This is a genomic window from Halobacteriovorax sp. RT-2-3 (assembly GCF_047085075.1).
Lineage (GTDB): Bacteria > Bdellovibrionota > Bacteriovoracia > Bacteriovoracales > Bacteriovoracaceae > Halobacteriovorax_A.
In genome coordinates this window covers 385,758-406,355 of sequence record NZ_JBKIYF010000003.1, presented here as the reverse complement: position 1 = coordinate 406,355, position 20,598 = coordinate 385,758, and the positions used below count along the sequence as shown (strand labels likewise).

The window sequence follows — 20,598 nt, the reverse complement described above, 5'->3', positions numbered from 1 at the left end:
AGCCTCCAATTTAGATAAATCTATTTTATTAGACCAAAGCATACTTAACAATAGGTTAGTTTTTACGTGCTTATGATTTGGAAAAATTAAGATGAAATTAAATGTATGAACCTGTTTTTCTGCTATTATGAAGATGGTAGGAATCCTTTCTGGATGACTGCTCAGCTCGCAGCTACTGTCTGTGGGCATCGAAAGAGGTCCTCGCATTTATGCGAGGGCCTTTTTTTTGTTTTTTAAAGTTGAGCAAATATGTCAATTTGATTACCATCTGGATCTCTCACTGATGCATATCTTTGACCCCAGAAAGCATCCCAGGGTTTCTTCTCTTTCTGATATCCAGCTTTGATGATTTTATCAAAAATTTGATCAACATCATTCGATGACTCTTGTTCAAAGCAAAGAGTGATTCCTGGAGTAACAGGTTCTTTCCATTCGTTATTTATTTCTTTTAATAATTCATGCGAATCGAGCATAATTCTGATTCCTTGCTGTGTTTTCGCTTCATAGTGTCCTTCACCAAACTTTTCAAATTTTAATCCAAGAAGTTCGTAAAACCTGAGAGAGTTTTCAATTTTTTTACATGCAATACCTATTGCTTTCATGCTCATAAAGACTCCGTGTTTTGAGTTAGTTTTAATTGTCTTGTTTTAACCTTAGCTTAATTTGACATGATTTACTCACTGGCATTTATTTAATATACAAATTTTTTTCGGGACTGAACAATATCATAGGAGGATATGTGAAAAAGTTAACAAATATGGCAGTTGCCTTGGCCGTTATCTCAACGGTCGCAACGTCTGTTTCTGCTTCATCGAGAGTAATTCGTGACAACCGTTTAAAAGATTTAGGAATTGCGCCAGTACTTGGCAGGGGATATTCAATAGCTACAAATACATATCAAAGTACTTGTTTGAGTAAGATCGAAACTACACAACCATCTTATGACTTAAAATATCGATACATTGAAATTGAACAAGATTGGGAAACACAATATCGCCGTTCATTTGAAACGAAGAATACATTTAAATTTTTATTCCTTAAAAATAATGTAAATGTCTTTTCAGAAGTAGAAGGCAATACTACCTATCACTACCACTATATATTTGCAGACATTGATGTTGATAGTTACTACCATTCTTTATCAGAAGGAAATAGTGATTTAAGCGAGAGTGCTGCAAGTCTCTTAACTAAAGGGGATGTGGTTGGTTTCTTTGATTCCTGTGGGCCATATTATGTTCGCTCGATTGGGAGACACTCTAGCTTTCTTGGTCTTCTACGCTACCGTACGACTTCAGTTGAAAGAGATGTCAATTTTGAGTTAGAGTTAAAATCTAAAATGCGAGGGTTCTTCTCTGGTGGATCCACTGATACAACGATATCAACTGAGTTTAGAACTGAAACTCAAACAAAACGACTTGAAATCAATATTTGGGCATATGGGCTTGGTAAAGGCGAACTAGCGGATATTATTCCTACTGACATAGACAGCTTTAAAGATTCTGTACGTGATGTTGTAAAAACAATGCAAGATCCAAACGCTGGTCGTATAACGACAATGGAAGTAGCACCTTGGATTGAAAATACTCAATTTCAAGATCTCTTAGAACTTGAAGATGAAGAAGATAAGTTACTATTTGAGAAAAAGAAGAATTTAGAAGCAAATGCTGAAATTATAAGCGAGCTAGATCGTATTGATAGAGCTCAAGTAGATCAATATTTTAAAGCAAGTAATTGTCGACGAATTTTAGAAGATGAGTATTTGAATATTGATGACGACTTTGGAGGAGGGTACGAACCAGAGAACACATTCTTCTCAAATCTTTCTCAACCGAATAGTCAGAGTTCCGAAATTTCATTAGAGGCGTTTGATGCTGTTCTTTCAACTGATAAGGTGGAGGAATACTTAATCGCAAATTATATTTTCAATTATGGTCAAGCTGAGCCTACACCTGAGCCAGAAACTGGAGCCTTGGCCTGTATTAAGGCAATCCATGAGCAGGGTATTGATCAAGTACATTTTAGAAATATACCTGCGTGTGTTGAAGCAAGACTTACGGGGGTTCCTGTTTCACCACTTTTAGATAACTACTGTATGCCAGAGTTGGCCAGAGTGATAATTCCTGATGATGCATAATATATGAAAAGAATATTAGAAATATTTTTAGTGATTTTCCTAGGCGGGGCCAGTTCAATGGCCCTTCCTCTACAAAATACAATAAATGAAGAAAACTTTCACTCATCAATCTACATTGATGATCCTCGCGTGACACAAATTAATGGTCATCTTAAATTACTGGATGGTTTTTCAAGAAAACTATTTAAACAATCAAATACATGTTTCAATCTCGAGAACTTTAAAGGCACACAGCAATCTAACATTCAACTTGATTTTCATCAAAAAGTGATTGGAACAAACCTATTTAATCCATTCTTCAGTAAATATTATAATAATATTTATAGTAGTCATGTTGATAAAATACTTAAGGCACAAGATCAAAAAATAACGAATGCATTCCAAATCGCACTACATAAAACTACATATGCACGGGAGCGTGATACTGATTATGTCGACATAAATACACGATATAATCAATTAATTGTGAATGGTGATTTTTTTGGCTTTAGTGAGTTATGTAGTAGTGGCTATGTGAATTCTTTTAATAAATATGCAGGTGCTTGGTTCACAATTGTATTCAATCGAAGTGCAGATGGTGATGACACAGTCTTCACAAATTTGTTTGAAGCATATATTCGTTTATTTGATTCAGCGGCCGAGCCAAAGCTAAGAGCACAATTGAATAGAGAATTAGCTAATCGTGCAGTTGTTCTCTATGCAGAATTTCGTGGGGTTAATCCACTTTCTGTGCCAATTCAAAACCTTCGAGATATTGAAGAATTTAGAATTCTCGTATCAAAAATAAAATCTACAATGCTTTCGTCAGATGCTGGTCTTTATATGGCAATGGAATACACTCCTTGGGGTTATAACGATCAATTTCAAACTTCATTTTATAATTATCTTGTACGTAGTTCAAAGCAGCCCATACCTTTTGAGCCATCTCGTGCACATTGGTTTAACTTCTATCAAAATATGGAAGTCGCACGACTAATGAGTGATGCAATTGCTTATGAAGCAAGTATCGTAGAACGTTTCGAAGTTTGTCGCAATCAAATGCTAAGGGATTGGCCCCTTCGTGGTAATGAGAAGAAATTATTTGTAAATCATCTCGACTCTGACGGAGCTGGAATTGCACTTGCAACTATCTACCAAATTCTTACAGAAGAAGCTTTAAAAAGTTTAAAAGATAAATTAACAAATTTACAAAGTGGTGAGGAGAACTCTGTTTCACTCTGTAGTAAAAAATTAAATGGTCAAATATTTCTTTCAAATCATTATAGAGATCTGTCAGAGTGTAAATGGTTTGATGATTTTACTAAGTCACCTTCGTTAGTGCTAGATGCACTTTGTCCTTTGACTCCAAAATAGCTTAGGTGATGTGAGTGTGAAAAAGGATACCCATGAAAATCTATATATTTATATTTTTACTAATATTTATGTCTTGCGCTAATGTCGATCAAATTGATCGTGGACTATTATCAAAACAAATTATGCAACTAGATCCCCATCCTGAAGAAAGTATTTTTCAAAATGAAGTACGTGCTTTTAGAGAAGGTGCTGTTGGCGGTACAAATGCTGTTGGGGGTGGATGTGGATGTAACTAATCTCAATAAAGTATTGTTTGGAAGTATCTTGTTATTTCTTGCAACAAAAAATACATTTGCTGAAATGATGGAAAGTGGAAAAACCAAATTTAAACTACTTTTTAATATTTATCATCAAAATGGTGATGAAGGTAATCAAGTTTATGATGACTCCGGAAAGGAAGAAGCAAATGTTATTGAGCCTATGATCTTTATAGAACATCAAATAACAGAAAGTACTGCTATTAATGCACATTTTGTTTTTGATTTTTGGACTGCTGCTTCTGATACAAAGCTTGATGGAGCGACAGGGGCCAGTGGAGCAGGTCGTAAAGAGCAATCTCGATTCTCAGGTAATATTGGTGTGCGCAAAGAAGTTAGTGATTGGGAAACAAGTGCATCAATTGGATTCTCTTCTGAGTACGACTATCGATCCTTTAATGCAAGTTTAGGCGTTCAGAGGTCAATGGCCAAGGACAATTTTACATTAGGGTTAAATCTTCAATACTATAATGATGAGGTAATGTTATTTGAGGACTTAAGCTCTCCTCCTACGGCCAAAATCTCAGATTTCCTGCCACGTGATATCTTTGCAGCGAGTTTGACAGCGTCGCAAATATTAACAAGACAAGACATTATGCAAATGGACTTTACATTTGTACATGCCAGTAAGTATTTAGAGTCAACTGCCAGTTCAGTCTCTGTTGGTGGTATAAGGCAAGTAGAGAAATTACCTGAAACTCGAAGTCGCTACGCAATCTCTTCTAAATGGGTTCATGGTTATAGTGATGAAGTCGCTACAAATATCTCATATCGTTATTACTTTGATCAATGGGATTTGAGGGCACACACTTTAAGACTTGCTTTGCTTAAAGAAATTAATGATGATGAAAATTTTTTCGAGCTTGCGCTTCGTTATCATAATCAAACAAGTGTTAAGTACTACCAAGACTCATTTGTGACTGCTAAGGATTTTATGACAAGTGACTCCGATCTCGCGGACTTTTCATCCTATGAGCTAAGTGCTTTTCTTTCTAGTAATTACGATTCTAAAAATATTTATGGTACTGAATTTGAAGATATTATCTGGAATAATGGGGCCACATTTGCCAAACGCTCAAATGGCCTAATATATGCATATATTCAATCCTCTATTGGATTTCTATTCTAGGGAGGCAATGATGAAGTCCATACTTTTAATTATATGTTTTTTCATAAAAATGAATATTTTTGCGAACAAAATTGATAATTTTACACTTCCTATTTACGACACAAAAGAAGAATTTAATCTAGCTCATTATTCTAAAAACTATGAAAGAGTTTATTTAAACTTTTGGGCATCTTGGTGTAGCGCATGTATCCAGGAAATCGATGAGCTAGAAGGTCTAAAGTCTAAATATGTAGATAAAAAAATACTTTTCATTGCAATCAATGCTGGAGAGAAAAGAAAAAAGATAAAAAGATTTTTAACAAAGAATAAATTCTCTTACCTTATCCTTGAAGATAGTGACCGAAGAGTTTCAAAACAACTAGGAGTAACTGAGCTGCCACGCTCTATTATTATCGATAAAAATCGAAATATTTTATACAGCTCAGATCGGCCACCAAAGGAAATATCGTTTTGATTCATAACGAAAATCAACTAACTTGTGAATATAGGTTTTCTGCCATGGGCGGAGAATTTCAACTTCTTTGCTTTCCACAAAGCTTTCTATCTCGTGAGGATGTATTAAAAATTTTTCATAAAGCAGAAAAGGAAGTCCTTCGTATTCAGTCGAAATTTACAGACTTTGAAGAGAGTCCATTTAATGAAATAAATAAGTATGCAGGAATTAGACCAGTTAAGGTTGATGATGAGATTTGGAATATTATTAAGATCGCAAATAGGATATCAAGAGAATCTAATGGTGTATTTGATATTTCATTTGCAACAATCGGCCATTTATGGCGTGAAGCTAAAGAGAATGGTAGAACACTAAGTCTACTTGAGCGAACACAGATGAAAGCTTTTATTGATTATCGCAATATTCAGATGAATTATTTTTCTAAATGCATTTTTCTTCCTTTCAAACAAATGCGAATTGGACTTGGTGGTATTGGTAAAGGTTATGCGATTGATATGATTTATGAGCTATTATTAAAAGAAGGTATTTCAAACTTCTATATAAATGGTTCAGGAGATATTCGTGTACACTCGCTACCAAGCGCACCAAGAGCCTGGCGTATCGGTATTAAAAATCCTTTTTCAGCAGATTCATCAAAGTCCATCGGAGTATTACAAGTTTCGACAGGAAGTATTGCTTCTTCTGGCGGTTATATTCACTTCAATCCTTACAGTGAGGGGATGAGTGATCATCATATTGTGAATCCAAGAAGTGGTTTTAGTAATGATGAAATAATAGCTTGTACTGTTATTGCAGAACATACAGTTGAAGCCGATACTACGGCCACTATTCTAATGAATTTAGATGTCATTGAAGCAATTAGATATTTAGATAATAAGAAACTTATTGGTTTTGTGATTGATAGAAACGGCAAAACTCATCTTTCGGTTAGAGCACTTTCTTCTTTTGGACTATAAATCAATAAATCCCAAGTAGCTGAATTTTCAATTTACTTGATCAATATGCCTTGTTTACTTGGCGTGATCGAAAGTTTTTTTATTTATTATCTAAATAAAAATACAGGAGGTGACGAAGTGTTCTTAAGTATTTAGAGAATTCAATAAATTATCTTCGTAAATACTGTGTATGGAATCTAGAGTAAAGAGTGGGGCGTTAAGCATTCATCGGAGAGTAAAAAAAATGTTCAGAGCAAGTTTTAAAAAGAAATTATTACTATTGTGTTTTTTCATGTCATCAGTAAGTTTGATTATTGGTGGTGTTGCTTTATTTGGCTTCAAAAAGTTTATTGAAGTTTCAGATGAAGTTAATCAAAGTGTTATTCCTAGAACAACATTATTAAATAGGATGGATGTAAATTATCAAAAAACGAGAATTCAAGTTAGAACTCTTGGTTTAGATAATTTGAGTAAAGAGGATCGTTTTGCGGCCATTGAAGGAGCTCTAAAAGTAGTTGGCCAATATGAGGAAGCTGCATCTGAACTTAAAACTATGATTAAAACAAAAGAAGAACTTGAGTTATATAATAAGTTAGGTGCACAATGGGCCAGCTTTAAGAAAGTTGGTGTTGAAGCAATCAATCTAGCAAAAGTATATGATGTTCAGTCTCGTGCAAAACTATTAGATATATTTTTAGTTCATTGCCCAAAAGCAGCAGCAGACTTTCAATATGCACTAGATCAATATAATCAGAGTATTCGAGATGAAATTACTAAAGCCGCTAAATTATCTGAAGAGACTTCTAAAACAATCGCATTTATTAATAAATTACTAATCATTTTAACAATATCAGGTATTTCAAGTTGTCTTGTAATCGGAATTATCTTTGCTAATAAGATCTCAACATCAATTAGAAATACTTTAGACATACTATCAAATAGCTCTAACTTTCTTACTGCCAGTGCAGATAATATCTCATCTTCATCTCAAAAACTTTCAGCTTCAAGTGAAAATCAAGACTCTTCATTACATGAATCTAGTGCTTCTCTAGAAGAGATAAGCTCAATGGTTAGAATGACAGCAGAAAATGCAAAGAGATCAAATGAGCTAGCGACAGAGAGTTTAGATAAAGCTTCTAAGGGGAAGGACATTGTAGGAGATATGAATATCTCAATGGACTCAATTAATGGAAGTATTGATACTATTGTTAAAGAACTCGATATCAACAATGATAAAATGAAAGAGATTGCTACACTAATAAACAGCATTGATGAAAAGACTCAAATTATTAATGACATTGTTTTTCAAACTAAACTTCTATCTTTTAATGCTTCAGTAGAAGCGGCAAGAGCAGGAGAAGCCGGTAAAGGATTTGCAGTTGTCGCTGAGGAAGTTGGGAAACTTGCACAGATGAGTGGTGTAGCTGCAGTTGAGATCACTGATATGCTCTCTTCAAGTGTTGATCAAGTAAATCATATTGTAAGTGAATCACAGGAAAGGATTACAAGTGTCGTTGAATCAGCAAGAAGCAATGTAACAAGTGGTACAAATATCGCAAAAGAGTGTGAAGATATTCTTGAAAATATTGTTACAAGTGTTGCAGGTGTTTCATCTTCTATCGCTGAAATCTCATCAGCGACTCAAGAACAGTCTAGTGGTATTTCTCAACTACAAAGTTCAATTTCTAGAGTTGATGTACTTTCTAAGTCGAATACAGGTATTGCTAGAGAAACGTCTGGAATTGCACAACAATTGCAACAACAGGTCGGATCTGTAAATGGATCAATCGTAAATATCCAAAAACTTATTCTTGGTGAAGAAAATTCCTCGGAGTCATCTCCTAACAAGATGGCCGCTTAAATAACCCCAAATGCACTTAAGCTTATGATTTAAGCTTAAGTGTATTTTAGAGATATATCTATCTTGACATTAATTTCTCACCGTTTTGTCTCTGCGAGTCAGTTAAAAATAGATTTCAAATATGCCCTTTTAATGATCAAATTATACAAAGGGTAAATAAATGAATTTAAATAAAAATGATGTGCATTCTTTTGCACAGGCGCAATTAGACACATTTAATCTAAGTGAATTTAAAATTGATATTGGTTTAGCACTTGGTAATATTAGCGCTGAAATCAAAGAAGAATTTGAAGAGCTAAATTCTTATGAAGTAATGCAAGAACGGCATTCTTATTTTTCAATTGATGGAGTTTTTGCAGAGGAATATAGAGAAAGAGTTATTCAGTTCGATGATGATAGAAAGCTAATCTATGGAATTCGTCATATGGGTGGTAATGTTGATATTCCATTTATCCAATTTCTTGCTAATTTCAATTTAACGACAAATGAAGCACTCAGTTTATACGAGAATGTTAAACATGAGTTTGTTAAATTTAAACCACTTTATATCTGTTTTCATTCATCGTTGAAGTTAAGAGATGTAGATATGATCGCTGCAACTTATTTAGTTACGACAACTAGAGAAATGAAATCTCTTAAGTCTTGGCCATTAGAGGAAGAGTTGAGTTTTAAGGTTATTAATGATGACTCTTATTACAACTGGTATAGAAGTGGTTACGAAGAGTTTAATCGTGATGCTCCAGAGCTTTCTAAGAAAGTGTGTGTAAACACTCATGAGTCGATGGAGGAGTCTATGAAGCAAGGGCTCCTACAATTAGTCTTCTTAGGAGATGAACAAATTGGCTTAATCTCTGCTGAACGCTCTGCGTTTTTAGGTCATGATGGTATTTATTTCCATGAAATATTCATTGATAAAAAGTGGAAGGGGAAGGGACTTGCTAAAGCAATTCAGAGAAAATTTGTTGTAGAAAATACAAATGATGCTGATTATGTTTGGGGAACAATTGATTACTCCAATTTAAGTTCATTTAAAACTGCATTATCTAATGGACGCAAACCTGTGCGCTATGAGAATTTTGTGAGTATAATATAATTCTATGAATTATAAATTACATCAACTTAAAGGTTATATTCAAACGATCTATATAGTGGAAGAGAACGGCTCTCTTCTGCTACTAGATGGTTGTTGTCGTCCTGATGTGGCCATTATTAATGACTATATCGAAAACCAACTTGGAAAAACTCTTAAGGATCTTAAACTCGTGATCTCAACACATGCTCATCCGGATCATGTTGGCGGACTTAGTTACTTTAAAAAACTTGGTGTTACTGTTGCTGGACCTCAAGGATTAAATGATTGGTATAGCGGTATAACTGGTTTCTTCACTTACTGTGTCGATATATTTCTTACTTATATGGTTGCAGTTAACAAAAAGAGAGGGGTTAAAAATGTTCTCTTTCCAAGAAAAATTGATCTTGATCTTGTCTTGAGCGAAGGTATGAGAGTTCCTGGGTTTGAATCGTGGGAGATTCTTGAGACTTCTGGGCATACCGATATTGATTTAACTATTTATCACAGTGATACAAAGCTTGCTTATGTTGCAGATAACTTTATAGGTTCACCAAAATTTACAGCAAGGCCATACCCACTCTTTAATCCTTCAGAATATAAAAAATCACTTAAGCGCTATATTGATTTAGAAATTTCAGATTTTTTAATTGCACATTATGGACGTGTTACAATTCCTAAAGAACGTATTCAGAGATTAATCGATTCGACGCCACAAAGGCCACGAAGACATATTACAACTCTTCCTTCTATTTTATTAATGTTAGCAAGAACTGCTATTAAAAAAATAACAAGGCCCTCTTAGTAATTACTACTAAGAAGGCCATTGTTTTATTGATTGTGACTTGTTGGAGGGACACTCTCAATGGCTTTGTTTTCTGTTGGTGTTAGCTGACCAAGAAATTCTGGTAGCTCAACACCTGCTTGCTTGGCTAGATCGTGTACTGCTGGAAGTGAATTGATTAGCCCACTTAGAAAGTTTGACGTAGCACTCTTTCCATTGTGACTATTTCCGCCACCGTCCCATACAGTAACTTTATCAATTTTAAGATCTTGCACGGCCTTAACTTGTTGTGCGATGATTTCTGGAAGTTGTTCTACCATAAGTAGGGTAGGAACAAGCCTCTTATCATCACCAACAATTTCAACTAGTTTGTGATAACCTTGTGCCTTGGCCTCAAGAACTTTTTGAATACCTTGTGCCTCAGCTTCATATTTCGCTAAAATTGCATCGGCTTCACCTTTTGCAATTCTTCTTTGTCTTTCGGCTTCTGCTTCTGCTGTAATTTCTACTTTTCTCTTATTAATCTCTTCTTGTGCAAGCTCTGTTTTTTCAAGTCTTGCAATCTCTTCTAGTTTTTGTGCTTCTAGAACAGCTTTTTGTGCTTGAGCGAGAGCTACTTCACCACGCTTTGCCGCATCGGCTTGCTTTTCTTTTAGGGTTGCATCGTATTCTGCAATATTTGCTTTTGACTCATTCTCACCCTTAACAGACTCTGCTTCTTGGATTGCAACGAAAACTCTTTGCTCTTTTAAAGCTTCTTTTTTTCCTTGCTCTGTAATCGCTCTTTGCTTTGCTTGTGCAACTTCCTGCTCTCTCAATGCAGCAGCTTCTCCTGTAACACCTTCTGCTTCGTATTTTGCAATACGAATTCTCTTATTTCTCTCAGCTTCTTTTTGTCCAGCTTCAGATTCAGCAACTTGGTTGGCAACTTGAACTTCTTTTTCTTTATTAGCGTTTGCTTCACCAATAGCACCATCTTTATCTTGCTCAGCAACTTCTACTTTCGCTTTATTGATTGCTTCTGCGGCAGCTTTCTTACCAATGGCTTCAATATATCCTGATTCATCTGTAATATCTCGAATGTTTACGTTAATTACATCTAGACCTATTTTATTAAGCTCAAGATTTACGTTCTTATTAACAAGATCTAAGAATTTCTCTCTATCTTGGTTGATCTCTTCAATAGCAAGAGTTGCAATAACAAGACGCATTTGCCCTAGAATAATATCTTGGGCCTGATTTGATATCTCACCTGTCGAAAGACCTAGAAGACGTTCTGCTGCATTCGTCATGATGTTTGAAGTCGTTGAAATACCAACTGTAAATGTTGACGGAACATTTACTCTAATATTCTTTTTAGAAAGTGCACTTCTTAAATCGATTTCAATTGTAAGCGGCTCAAGTGATAGATATGTATAATCTTGTAAAAGAGGAATAACAAACGAACCTCCTCCATGAATACATTTTGCAGATTGTCCTGTACCTACACTTCCGTAGATAACTAAGATTTGGTTTGATGGACATCTTTTATATTGTTTTGATAAAAAGATTGCCGCAAAAAGAAGGATTAAAACAGGAACAACAATTATCCCCATAATTCCAAAAGTACTAAATAGCATGAGTAATCTCCCTTAAATATTATGCTTTCTTAACGATTAAGTTTCCTGAGTCATCAACATAGTGAACTTTGATGCTCTCAAATGCATTAATCGCTTCACCCTTGCTACTTGCTTGTAGAATCTGTTGTTTATTTCCAATTGTTATTTCAACTTGGCCAATACCTTCACCTTTTGCAGGTATATTTGTATATGCACGTCCTGTTCTTCCAATTGCTTCTTTGATATTTACTTTTGGAATATTATTAAATTTTTTAATTTGAAAAGTTATAAAAGAACTGAAAAGCATCATCACAAAACCAAAAACACCGGCCGCAATTACTCCATACATATCTGACATTTCCCATTCTTGTTTTGCTGCAAGTCCAATCCACCCAGCGCCCATAAAGAAAGCAAGTATTGATTGAGTCGAAACAAGAGTGAAAGCTTCGCCACCATCTGTATGTTCAATGTCAACGTCACCATCGAAGTCCGTGTCTCCATCACCCGTTACAAAAAGAAGAAGCATTTTTAAAACAAATAGCAGTGTTCCCGCAAATGCCATGACTGCATAAACTGGGTTTTGAGAAAATATCTCTTTCATCCAATCTCCAAAAATTAAATATTGTTCATTTTTAAGTATATGGAAAAAAGAATTAGTAGTTAGGGGGTAAAAATGTCTAGAGTGGCTCTGGGAGAGGGAATTGGTGGTTTTTGTTCTTTATTTTAAATATAGGTTTGTTTTGTAAGTGTTCGATTTTATATTGTGGAGGTTTCAGTTGTTTTGGAGCACTAAAAGTGATCATTTTTGTTTTTTATCACTTTCTTTGATTAAATTTTTTTTTTTAAAATAGAGAGCAAGTATATTAAAAATAATTTCTCTTATCTGTTTTTATTCAACGACGACACGATTCTCTATTATTTTGAGAAGTACCTTCTTACTTTTATTTAAATCTTTAATTCTTTGTTCAATGGCTTTTACTTCATCAAAGAATAATTCTTCAAGATCCCTACACATTGGCACGCGATCAGTGTGAAGTGTACATGGGACTATGTACTGAATCTTACTTAGAGAAACACCCGCAGAAATAAAGAGCTTGATCCTTTCAATGATCTTTACATGTTCTTTAGTGTATTCCCTATAGTTATTAGTACCTCTATCAGGTTTAATTAAACCCATCTTTTCATAATATCTAATTGAGCGTGCCGAAACATTCGTTTTCTCAACAATTTCATTAATTTTCATCGTAACCCTTTACCTTAACACAATGTCATAGTTTATGATGTCTAGCATATCGTATTGGAGGATTAATGTTAACTGGTAGTTGTTGTTGTAAAAAAATTAAATTCACTCTAAAGGAAGCGCCATCGTTGATGGGAACTTGCCACTGTTCGAGATGTCGAAAACTTGGGGCCAGTGTGATGGTCTTTATTAAAAAAGACTCTCTTGAAGTAACAAAGGGTAATGAGTTCATTAAGACCTATCATCCTGAAGAAGGCTTTAAGTACAAAAGGGACTTCTGTGCTAATTGTGGGTCGGCATTAGGTGAAATTACTTCTTATGAGACTTCCTTTCCAATTCCTGCAAACCTTATAGATGATGATATGGATCTCGAAAATAGCTTTCATGAATTTGTCTCAGAAAAGCCTGATTGGATTAAAATTTGCGATGAAGCTAAGCAATTTTTTAAGCATCCTCGGTAGTTTTATTTTATAACTATATTTGTACACTTTTTTTCAATCAAAAAACTTTTTATTTCTTTTCGACTTTTTAAGTGATGAAATATTAGATGCTTATACTCTTGATCTCGCATCCTATCGATATAGCGCTTACGATTCGATTTATAAGTTTTCATCGCCCACAAAGTCACACTTTCTTTGGAGAAAAGTTGTCGTAAACTTTCTCGATATTCGATCCTTTGAGTTGAAAGTGTAGATATCTAATTTCTTAGTTCGCTTTTTTTGCTAAAGTGGTTTTTCCGCTTCCTGATGTTAATTTAAATAATCTTTAGATAATATAAAGTTATTTCTACTAAGTCACTGAAAGTAAGACTTTAAATTTTCTTTCCAATTTTTTACTTAATATGTCGATAAGTTCTCTAATATCAGATGTTTATATGGGGATAGAGAGGTAATGGAAGAAAAGTTACTCAAGACTTATGAGTATGGCATTCAAAAGTCCATGCTTGTAATTAGTGTTTTAATTTTTGGAGGACTTGCACTCTTTGCTTTATATAGGGCTGCAACGGAAGCAAATATTTCACTTATTTTTGTATCCTTAGTATTTTTTGGATTTGTCTTAATTGCATTCATAGGCTCTAGGGTAAAGAAGAAGATTGAAGTCTACGAAGACAAGATGATCATCCCAAAACTTCTCTTTTCTAAAAAGGTTCACGTCGTTTTAATAAATGAAATTGTTAATGTTACTCAGATAACAGGAAGTGGAATTCCGTCAATTAGAATAGACCTTAGCAATGGAAAGAATGTTGAAATTCCATCTACAGTAATGAAAGAAAAAGAGTTTTATGACCTCCTAGTTTATCTTGAAGGATTACTTCAAATAAGACCAAAGGAATATGTCACACCTGATGTTATTGAAAAAAAGAAGTCGAAGCAGAAGATTTTCAACTTCGTAATTGCTGCAATTGTACCATTCCTTATTATTGCCCCAAGGCTTTACAACGATGAATTAAAAACGATTGGTGATTGGTCTCTTGTACTAACTCTTATCGCTATTATTTATTTTGGTGGCTATATACAAAGTAAAATAGCAAAATCTTCATCCAAGCATGCAAAAGAAAATAGAGAATCACTTTCTAGGCCCGAAATGAAAAAAGCTAAGAGAAAGTGGACGTTAATTGTTAATATACCCACGGTATTTTCTATCTTTGGTATGGTTGCACTAGTAAATGTACAAATTGATGGGGTAATCGATTTTATTCCATTATTTAGCTACGCTCTCACTATTACATTTGTTTTCTACTATATTTACTTGAACTTTATTCCTGATGACAAAGGATCAATATCTCCAACCGAGAAAAAAGCTACGATAGCCATGTCTGGGATTTTATCCGTTTTTGTAGTCACTGGAACACTATTGGCTTTGAATATTAATATGGATGATACCGAAGGAGTAAAAAAACACTCTTATTTAACTGGTATGTTTGTTCCGCATAAGAATAATAATCATAAGTGTTATTACATTGCAGATTGGGAAACAGGTGAGAGCCTCGGAATTGGTAGTTCTACATATTGTACTTATACCTATCCAAGAATCAAAGAGGGAGATGAGGTATCTTTCTCCCTAAAAGAAGGCGCTCTAGGCTCTCCTTGGATTGGACAAGTTGAAATTTTAAAATATCGTTCTATTGATGATCTAATTGCAAGCCTTGCTAAGCCCCAAGACTTAAGAAGTGTTGATATTATTTCTTTTAGTAATCTCTACGAAAAATCTGTATTAGATACTTATTTTCAAAAATGGAAAAACACATGTTTGAATGAAGACACTAGCTACTGTCGTTTAGCTTCTTATATTTCATACGTTAATAATAAATATCTGGAGCAGAAGGAACTCATCTCACTTGGTTGTGAGAATGGAGACTTTAGAGCTTGTTATAACTACTTCCATATAAAAGAGTTTAAGAAAGAAGAGAGGGCCATTGCGAAGTCTCGAATCCTTAAAGAGTGTCCGAAGTTTCGTGGTGGTGATGAGAAATATATTTGTGATTATGTGAAGTCAGTAAAACTATAGGGATATAAATATGAACTATTTTAGGCTTTATGAATAGATATAAACATAACAATATTATTTATCACTTAAACAATAGGTATAGCATTGGACTTCCAATATAAAGATACTGCACAGAATGGACATAAATATGAATACTTTAAGTTTTTTAAAGTACTATTTATGCAGCTAATGACATATTCATTATTCAAATCACTGATATTCTCTTTGTTCGGTGCCATTGCTTATTCTACTCGTATTGAGATTATTGATTTTATAGGAAGAATTCAATACAAAAAAATATATATGTTTTTAATATTTTGGGGAGTAACAACAGTACTTCTTTTTATTAAAGACCTCCTACCAGCAAAAAACTATCATGTCGTTGAAGAGGGATCTTTTAATATTGATCTCACACAGATGAAGGGGAATAGTCGAATTTTGTCTTATAGTAGATCTAATGAAAATGGGAAGGTTTATGGAATTTTAAAGTTTGAAATTATTCCTGATAAAGATATGGACAAGCTATCATCACTTTTGATTACTAATGTTAAGTTTCGCGTTACTCCTGCTGAAAAACCTAGCTTTGAAGTTTTTTTTGATGAAGAATTCAGAAGATGTATTGTTCTATTTAAAGTTCATTTTACACAGTGGATAGTTGGACAAGATGAGAAAATTGTCATCTCCTTTGATTATCTATTAGAAGCTTATGATTTTAAATCAAAATTTTTAAAACGTATTATAAATATTGTTTCAAGGAATGGATTTAGAAAAAAGAATAATAGGAGATAAGATGGTAAAGTTACAAGTAAATATTGTTGTAGGTACTATTTCGTTGTCAACGCGTAATTAAATTAATCCATTGTGATAGATATTTATCATTCCATATATTTTGAAAAGTATTCTGTAATTCCATAGTAGATAATAATTGGCGTCATTACTGTTAAAGGAAAAGCGATAAAAATATAAAAAAGCCATTTTATAAAAGGCCTTACTATTACTTGTGGTTCTATGTTCTTAGGTAAAGACTCTGGATGACCACAATTAAAACAAACCTTAGAAAATTTAGTACTTAATGTTGAAAGATCCTGTAGAAATATACTCTTTTTACAGTTAGGACATTTGAAAAAGATAATTAGAATAAAGATTAGTGTAATAATAATTGGTAGAGAGAAAAAAACTAACTCAAATCTTTGTGAGAAAGCACCCAGCATTGGAAATGTGAAAAATAATAAGAAAATAAAATAAAGAAAGCGATATATTGTTTTTTTTCTTGGTGAACTTTCCCAGAACTCTTTCTTTGTTAGAAGAATTTTATTTAAGTCTGGCTGTATCTTACAATTTTTATTTCTTTGTTTGAGGATTTCTATAACGCTAAGCCAAATTAAAAATGTAATTAAGTAGTTCATCTAGACTTATCGCTTTATTAGTTGGTTATAAGTATAGTAAATGCTGAAGCCTATAATAATTGTGATGCTAACAGATATAAAAACGTCATACCATTTTTTTTCATTTTGTGTATGAAAGTCGTTGAATGAAGTTCTTCTTCCTGAAAATATCCATCTAACGAATGAACCGATGTAATGCAAAACGTTTACGAATAATTCGTAAAAGATGTCTGTAAAAAAATCTCTCATTTGTTAATTATATACTAAATTCAGATTATATTTAGATATTGAGTTGTTCTTTAGATTTTTGAAATAAGTTATTGTTCTTATAAAGGTTTTGAAATAACGCAGAGTTGGTGACCCCGCTTTGCGGCTATCATGGCCTCGCGGGGGACCCTCATCGTTAGGGCCACCCACTACTTTGTCGTTTACGGCCAAAACTTTCCCGAGCGTAGTGTCACATCCGGCTGTGGCAAGGAATAATGTGTAATGGAAAATGATTGAACAATATTTCTGTGTTCTAAAAGTAAAACAGAACACTTTGTTCTAAAACCTGTTGTTGTTCTATTGTTTATCTGCAAAAATCTTCTTATGCAAAACGAGATAATAGAAAGACTTTCAATTGAATTTGCAAATGCAAGGGCAAAGAATCCATCTTATTCGCTGAGGGCTTATGCTAATAGGTTAGGCATTCAAGTTTCAGCTTTATCTGAGATATTGAATGGAAAAAGAGCCATTACAAAAAAGATGGGACAAAACATTTTGTCTGGTCTTGGAGTTAATCCTATCGAGTCTGAGAAAATATTATCAGGTACGAAAGCTAAAGAAGAATCTAATTTATCATTGGACTATTTTAAGGCTATTTCTGATTGGTATTACTTTGCGATTCTATCTTTGGCCGAAATTCCAAATTTTAAAGCACAGCCTGAATGGATATCCAAGAGATTAAATATTTCACGGAGAGAAGCAAAGTTCGCTCTAGATAGGCTTATAAAACTTGAAATGTTAGTGGAAAACAAAGATGGAAGCTTTGAAGCATCAGGCATCCAATATAAAACACCTACAGATATCTTAAATGTTTCATTAAAGAATCATACAGTTCAAACTCTAGAACTCGCTATGAATTCCGTTCTCAATGATCCAATTGAAGAGAGGGATTTTTCAACTGTTACAATGGCCATCGACCCCTCTAAAATCGATGAAGCAAAAAAGATGATTAAGTCGTTTAGAAAGCGATTGTCTAAGAAACTCGAAACTGGAAGTAAAAAAGAAGTTTATAAATTGTCAGTTCAATTATTCCCTTTAAGTAGGAAGCGTAAGGAGATCGAAAATGAATAGAAAGATTTTATTATTATTTTTGTCTATTATCACATCAAGAGCAGTGTATGCAGGGCATGAGACAGGAAATGGTGGAGATGGAATACTGTGCACTAAGACAGATGGAAAGACCTATGTGCAATTCTATGACCTATATGAGGCTAAAGCTGTTTATGGATTAAATATTGATCTTGGTGCTGAGACATTAAGTGTTGAAAAAAAAGTTGAGCTAGCATTAAATCGACTTAATGATATTAATCCGAGTCGAAAAAAGTTGTATCAAAATTGGTTTGATTTATTTTTTTCTGAAACCGAATTTACTTCAGATAACTTAATTGATGTTCCAGATACTATTGATGGCCGAATACCTCCCTCTTGTTCTTTGGAGCAAGTTATTGTTCAGAGGACTCCAAGGTTTCCAGGTCAAAAAAGGTATACCATAGATAAAAAATTATGGGACTTAATGGATAATACCTCTAAGGCTTCAGCAATCTTGCACGAGCTAATTCTTCGAGAAGCTGTAAACATTTCTGGTCACACAAACTCTATTTCTGCGAGGTATTTAAACGCTCGTTTGAGTACGAATAGTATCTCATCCCAATCACTGAGAGATTACGTTGAGTTAATTAAGTCAATTGACTTTCGTCACTTCGATGCACATGGGGTAACTTTCTCGCTCTTTTCTTGGAGGAACGGTACTAGAAAAGAAAATGGTTTAACATTTTATAATGATTCCAAGTTAAAAAGTGGGTATGCAGAGTCTTACAAAGAAAATCAAAAAATAAAGATTGGGAGTAATGAGATAGACTTTCCTGCTCAGACGATCTCATTCTACAAGAATTCACAGATAAAGGAAGTGGGAGACTTTTCTGTAAATAACCCATTGAAGTTTAAATTAAATGATCTTGATTTGGTAATACTAAATGGAGACATTTTGAGAGTTGTATTTAATGAAAATGGTAACTTAAAAAATATTGATACAGATGGTGAAGTAAATTTAAATTTATCCTCAACGAATCTAATATGTTCTGGAGAAAGAAAAATAAAGCTGGAAGTCTCTATGGGGAACGTCGTTGATTTCACTTGCTCATCTTCTTCTGACTGGGCCGGCGGGCTTTTGTTTTTTCAAAATAAATGGAACCCCGTTAACTCATTTAGCTTAAAGACAAACCTTGGTTTTAAAAAAATAAATTTTGGAGAAGCTAGAGATCTTGAGTTTAATGGCATTTCATTTGAAACCTTAAGCGAAGTTATTTTTCACGAGGATGAGATTGCAAAGTTAGTGATAACGGAGTCTGCTATAAATGTAGGCTTAGCAGACAGATCGTTTGAGTTTACCGGGCAAATAGAGTTCAATGATTTAGGTAATTTAATAAGTGGACGCATTGATAGCATGGAAACTGTTCTACAAGGGAAGGAAATTGTTTTGGATGGTGAAATTAAGTTTCATGATAACGGTAAAATAGCGTCAGCTATCCATGAAAACTTTGGTTCATTTAACTTCAAGATGGTGGATGGCCGTACAATCAATTGGAAACCATATTACAGATTTTGTCTTAATGAGGATGAGAATTTTATTGAAGGTTGTTACTAGGTATGTAGAGTTGGTGACCCCGCTTTACGGCCATCGTGGCCTCGCGGGGGACCCTCATCGTGAGGGCCACCCACGACATTGCCGTAGCTACAAAACCCAATCATTCATCCACAAATAAAAAAAGCCCCCGTATGAATACGGGGGCTTTTTTTAATGGGGTGACCGATGGGGCTCGAACCCACGACAACCAGAATCACAATCTGGCGCTCTACCAACTGAACTACGGTCACCATAAGAATGTGGAATTATTTATAAATGCTTGGGCCTTATGAGTCAACAGTTAATTGCATAATGTGTAAGGTTTGTGCGAAGCGTCCTAGGAATATCTTGCATATAAATGCTCCAAGGCATTAAAATGATTAGTGAAGTTACCAAAAAACTAGGAAGGATATATGAAAAAGGTATTTCTATCATTAATGATGCTTTCACAAGCTTCAATTTTTGCTTATGGGATTGGTCAATCAACGATGCCAATGCTTAGCGGAAGCAAGCAAATTGCAACGGAACTTACTGGAATTACATCTGATAAGGGCGGAATGGGTATGCAGGTTCGTTACACTCAAAAACTAGATGAAAAATTAATCGTAGATGGTGGGATTGGTATCTCAGGTGGTGAGCGTTCACAAAGACTATTTGTTGGTGCTGACTATGAAATCTATCCAGATTATATGCAACAACCAAGAGTTTCTGTGAAAGGGATTCTAGAGCGTTCAACTGAGTTTGACCAAGGGATTACAAAAATCTCGATGGCACCAACTATCACTAAAGGATTCTCTTTCTGGGGTAAAGAAGCTTATCCATATGCTTCACTACCAGTAGGGCTTTCACTAAATGGTGACACTAAAACTTACGATACAACAATCAGTCTTAACACTGGTATCAACGGACAACTTCCAATCGAAGGTTTTAAACACCTAAATGGAACAATGGAAGTTCAAGTTGGACTTAAAGATTCATTCACAGCATTCCTTGCTGGTGTATCGTTTCCACTATAATATCTT

At 34.3% G+C, this 20,598-nt stretch carries 20 protein-coding genes and 1 tRNA gene; 15 read left to right on the top strand and 6 right to left on the bottom strand.

Annotated elements, in window-relative coordinates:
• Positions 1–233: 233 nt before the first annotated feature.
• Entirely contained in the window at positions 234–608 is a 375-nt protein-coding gene (locus ACMAYX_RS12405) for a VOC family protein (protein ID WP_392990625.1), read from the bottom strand.
• Between the two features lie 131 nt (positions 609–739).
• Here ACMAYX_RS12405 and ACMAYX_RS12400 point away from each other — a divergent pair, with 131 nt between their 5' ends.
• The 9 genes from ACMAYX_RS12400 to ACMAYX_RS12360 all read left to right on the top strand — a co-directional run bounded on the left by ACMAYX_RS12400 (position 740) and on the right by ACMAYX_RS12360 (position 9,997).
• Positions 740–2,134, top strand: coding sequence for a hypothetical protein (locus ACMAYX_RS12400; RefSeq protein ID WP_392990627.1), 1,395 nt, complete (start codon positions 740–742; stop codon positions 2,132–2,134).
• A 3-nt stretch (positions 2,135–2,137) separates the two neighbouring features.
• The gene (locus ACMAYX_RS12395) at positions 2,138–3,487 is read left to right on the top strand and encodes a hypothetical protein (RefSeq protein ID WP_412472014.1); all 1,350 of its coding nucleotides are present in this window, start codon (positions 2,138–2,140) and stop codon (positions 3,485–3,487) included.
• A 68-nt stretch (positions 3,488–3,555) separates the two neighbouring features.
• On the top strand, positions 3,556–3,723 hold the full coding sequence (locus ACMAYX_RS12390) for a DUF4266 domain-containing protein (protein WP_392990630.1): 168 nt from the start codon (positions 3,556–3,558) through the stop codon (positions 3,721–3,723).
• The gene (locus tag ACMAYX_RS12385; protein WP_412472013.1) at positions 3,710–4,873 is read left to right on the top strand and encodes a DUF3570 domain-containing protein; all 1,164 of its coding nucleotides are present in this window, start codon (positions 3,710–3,712) and stop codon (positions 4,871–4,873) included. Before ACMAYX_RS12390 ends, ACMAYX_RS12385 begins: the two co-directional genes overlap by 14 nt.
• Positions 4,874–4,922: 49 nt before the next feature.
• Positions 4,923–5,327 (top strand): TlpA family protein disulfide reductase, encoded by a 405-nt coding sequence (locus tag ACMAYX_RS12380; protein WP_412469991.1) that lies wholly within the window; start codon positions 4,923–4,925, stop codon positions 5,325–5,327.
• Positions 5,324–6,283 carry an FAD:protein FMN transferase gene (locus ACMAYX_RS12375; RefSeq protein ID WP_412472012.1) on the top strand — a complete coding sequence of 320 codons (960 nt, stop codon included), beginning with the start codon at positions 5,324–5,326 and terminating at the stop codon, positions 6,281–6,283. Before ACMAYX_RS12380 ends, ACMAYX_RS12375 begins: the two co-directional genes overlap by 4 nt.
• A gap of 169 nt (positions 6,284–6,452) precedes the next feature.
• Entirely contained in the window at positions 6,453–8,123 is a 1,671-nt protein-coding gene (locus ACMAYX_RS12370; protein WP_412470953.1) for a methyl-accepting chemotaxis protein, read from the top strand.
• Between the two features lie 160 nt (positions 8,124–8,283).
• Positions 8,284–9,216 carry a hypothetical protein gene (locus tag ACMAYX_RS12365; protein WP_412472011.1) on the top strand — a complete coding sequence of 311 codons (933 nt, stop codon included), beginning with the start codon at positions 8,284–8,286 and terminating at the stop codon, positions 9,214–9,216.
• A 4-nt stretch (positions 9,217–9,220) separates the two neighbouring features.
• Positions 9,221–9,997, top strand: coding sequence for an MBL fold metallo-hydrolase (locus ACMAYX_RS12360; protein ID WP_412472010.1), 777 nt, complete (start codon positions 9,221–9,223; stop codon positions 9,995–9,997).
• Between the two features lie 26 nt (positions 9,998–10,023).
• Here ACMAYX_RS12360 and ACMAYX_RS12355 read toward each other — a convergent pair whose 3' ends face one another.
• From ACMAYX_RS12355 to ACMAYX_RS12345, 3 genes are all read right to left on the bottom strand, one after another.
• Complete coding sequence (locus ACMAYX_RS12355; protein ID WP_412470950.1) at positions 10,024–11,595, bottom strand: flotillin family protein; 1,572 nt, start codon at positions 11,593–11,595, stop codon at positions 10,024–10,026.
• Between the two features lie 19 nt (positions 11,596–11,614).
• A complete protein-coding gene (locus tag ACMAYX_RS12350) occupies positions 11,615–12,175 on the bottom strand; it encodes a hypothetical protein (RefSeq protein ID WP_392990644.1) in 561 nt (186 codons plus the stop codon).
• A gap of 288 nt (positions 12,176–12,463) precedes the next feature.
• Positions 12,464–12,817 carry a MerR family transcriptional regulator gene (locus ACMAYX_RS12345; RefSeq protein WP_392990645.1) on the bottom strand — a complete coding sequence of 118 codons (354 nt, stop codon included), beginning with the start codon at positions 12,815–12,817 and terminating at the stop codon, positions 12,464–12,466.
• Between the two features lie 65 nt (positions 12,818–12,882).
• On the opposite strand from ACMAYX_RS12345, the gene ACMAYX_RS12340 reads away from it, so the two are divergent.
• The 3 genes from ACMAYX_RS12340 (at position 12,883) to ACMAYX_RS12330 (ending at position 16,090) form a co-directional block, all read left to right on the top strand.
• Complete coding sequence (locus ACMAYX_RS12340) at positions 12,883–13,275, top strand: GFA family protein (protein WP_392990647.1); 393 nt, start codon at positions 12,883–12,885, stop codon at positions 13,273–13,275.
• 430 nt (positions 13,276–13,705) lie between these two features.
• Positions 13,706–15,322 (top strand): hypothetical protein, encoded by a 1,617-nt coding sequence (locus ACMAYX_RS12335; protein WP_412472009.1) that lies wholly within the window; start codon positions 13,706–13,708, stop codon positions 15,320–15,322.
• A gap of 159 nt (positions 15,323–15,481) precedes the next feature.
• Positions 15,482–16,090, top strand: a complete 609-nt coding sequence (locus tag ACMAYX_RS12330) for a hypothetical protein (protein WP_412472008.1) — start codon at positions 15,482–15,484, stop codon at positions 16,088–16,090.
• Positions 16,091–16,713: 623 nt separating this feature from the next.
• Here the strand turns inward: ACMAYX_RS12330 and ACMAYX_RS12325 are convergent.
• Positions 16,714–16,935, bottom strand: coding sequence for a hypothetical protein (locus tag ACMAYX_RS12325; protein ID WP_412472007.1), 222 nt, complete (start codon positions 16,933–16,935; stop codon positions 16,714–16,716).
• 342 nt (positions 16,936–17,277) lie between these two features.
• On the opposite strand from ACMAYX_RS12325, the gene ACMAYX_RS12320 reads away from it, so the two are divergent.
• Both ACMAYX_RS12320 and ACMAYX_RS12315 read left to right on the top strand, forming a co-directional pair.
• The gene (locus tag ACMAYX_RS12320; protein WP_412472006.1) at positions 17,278–18,024 is read left to right on the top strand and encodes a TIGR02147 family protein; all 747 of its coding nucleotides are present in this window, start codon (positions 17,278–17,280) and stop codon (positions 18,022–18,024) included.
• On the top strand, positions 18,017–19,597 hold the full coding sequence (locus ACMAYX_RS12315; RefSeq protein ID WP_412472005.1) for a hypothetical protein: 1,581 nt from the start codon (positions 18,017–18,019) through the stop codon (positions 19,595–19,597). The genes ACMAYX_RS12320 and ACMAYX_RS12315 overlap by 8 nt, the downstream gene beginning before the upstream one ends.
• Positions 19,598–19,751: 154 nt before the next feature.
• Here ACMAYX_RS12315 and ACMAYX_RS12310 read toward each other — a convergent pair.
• Positions 19,752–19,827: transfer RNA gene (locus ACMAYX_RS12310), tRNA-His, on the bottom strand.
• A gap of 162 nt (positions 19,828–19,989) precedes the next feature.
• On the opposite strand from ACMAYX_RS12310, the gene ACMAYX_RS12305 reads away from it, so the two are divergent.
• Positions 19,990–20,592 carry a hypothetical protein gene (locus tag ACMAYX_RS12305; protein WP_103218817.1) on the top strand — a complete coding sequence of 201 codons (603 nt, stop codon included), beginning with the start codon at positions 19,990–19,992 and terminating at the stop codon, positions 20,590–20,592.
• The last annotated feature ends 6 nt before the right edge of the window (positions 20,593–20,598 follow it).

Excerpts from the sequence above, each read along its gene's own strand:
- ACMAYX_RS12405 (WP_392990625.1), bottom strand. The coding sequence starts at position 608 with ATGAGCATGAAAGCAATAGGTATTGCATGTAAAAAAATTGAAAACTCT.
- ACMAYX_RS12395 (WP_412472014.1), top strand. The coding sequence starts at position 2,138 with ATGAAAAGAATATTAGAAATATTTTTAGTGATTTTCCTAGGCGGGGCC.
- ACMAYX_RS12390 (WP_392990630.1), top strand. The coding sequence starts at position 3,556 with ATGTCTTGCGCTAATGTCGATCAAATTGATCGTGGACTATTATCAAAA.
- ACMAYX_RS12380 (WP_412469991.1), top strand. The coding sequence starts at position 4,923 with ATGAATATTTTTGCGAACAAAATTGATAATTTTACACTTCCTATTTAC.
- ACMAYX_RS12370 (WP_412470953.1), top strand. The coding sequence starts at position 6,453 with ATGGAATCTAGAGTAAAGAGTGGGGCGTTAAGCATTCATCGGAGAGTA.
- ACMAYX_RS12365 (WP_412472011.1), top strand. The coding sequence starts at position 8,284 with ATGAATTTAAATAAAAATGATGTGCATTCTTTTGCACAGGCGCAATTA.
- ACMAYX_RS12360 (WP_412472010.1), top strand. The coding sequence starts at position 9,221 with ATGAATTATAAATTACATCAACTTAAAGGTTATATTCAAACGATCTAT.
- ACMAYX_RS12355 (WP_412470950.1), bottom strand. The coding sequence starts at position 11,595 with ATGCTATTTAGTACTTTTGGAATTATGGGGATAATTGTTGTTCCTGTT.
- ACMAYX_RS12350 (WP_392990644.1), bottom strand. The coding sequence starts at position 12,175 with ATGAAAGAGATATTTTCTCAAAACCCAGTTTATGCAGTCATGGCATTT.
- ACMAYX_RS12345 (WP_392990645.1), bottom strand. The coding sequence starts at position 12,817 with ATGAAAATTAATGAAATTGTTGAGAAAACGAATGTTTCGGCACGCTCA.
- ACMAYX_RS12340 (WP_392990647.1), top strand. The coding sequence starts at position 12,883 with ATGTTAACTGGTAGTTGTTGTTGTAAAAAAATTAAATTCACTCTAAAG.
- ACMAYX_RS12335 (WP_412472009.1), top strand. The coding sequence starts at position 13,706 with ATGGAAGAAAAGTTACTCAAGACTTATGAGTATGGCATTCAAAAGTCC.
- ACMAYX_RS12330 (WP_412472008.1), top strand. The coding sequence starts at position 15,482 with ATGCAGCTAATGACATATTCATTATTCAAATCACTGATATTCTCTTTG.
- ACMAYX_RS12325 (WP_412472007.1), bottom strand. The coding sequence starts at position 16,935 with ATGAGAGATTTTTTTACAGACATCTTTTACGAATTATTCGTAAACGTT.
- ACMAYX_RS12320 (WP_412472006.1), top strand. The coding sequence starts at position 17,278 with ATGCAAAACGAGATAATAGAAAGACTTTCAATTGAATTTGCAAATGCA.
- ACMAYX_RS12315 (WP_412472005.1), top strand. The coding sequence starts at position 18,017 with ATGAATAGAAAGATTTTATTATTATTTTTGTCTATTATCACATCAAGA.
- ACMAYX_RS12305 (WP_103218817.1), top strand. The coding sequence starts at position 19,990 with ATGAAAAAGGTATTTCTATCATTAATGATGCTTTCACAAGCTTCAATT.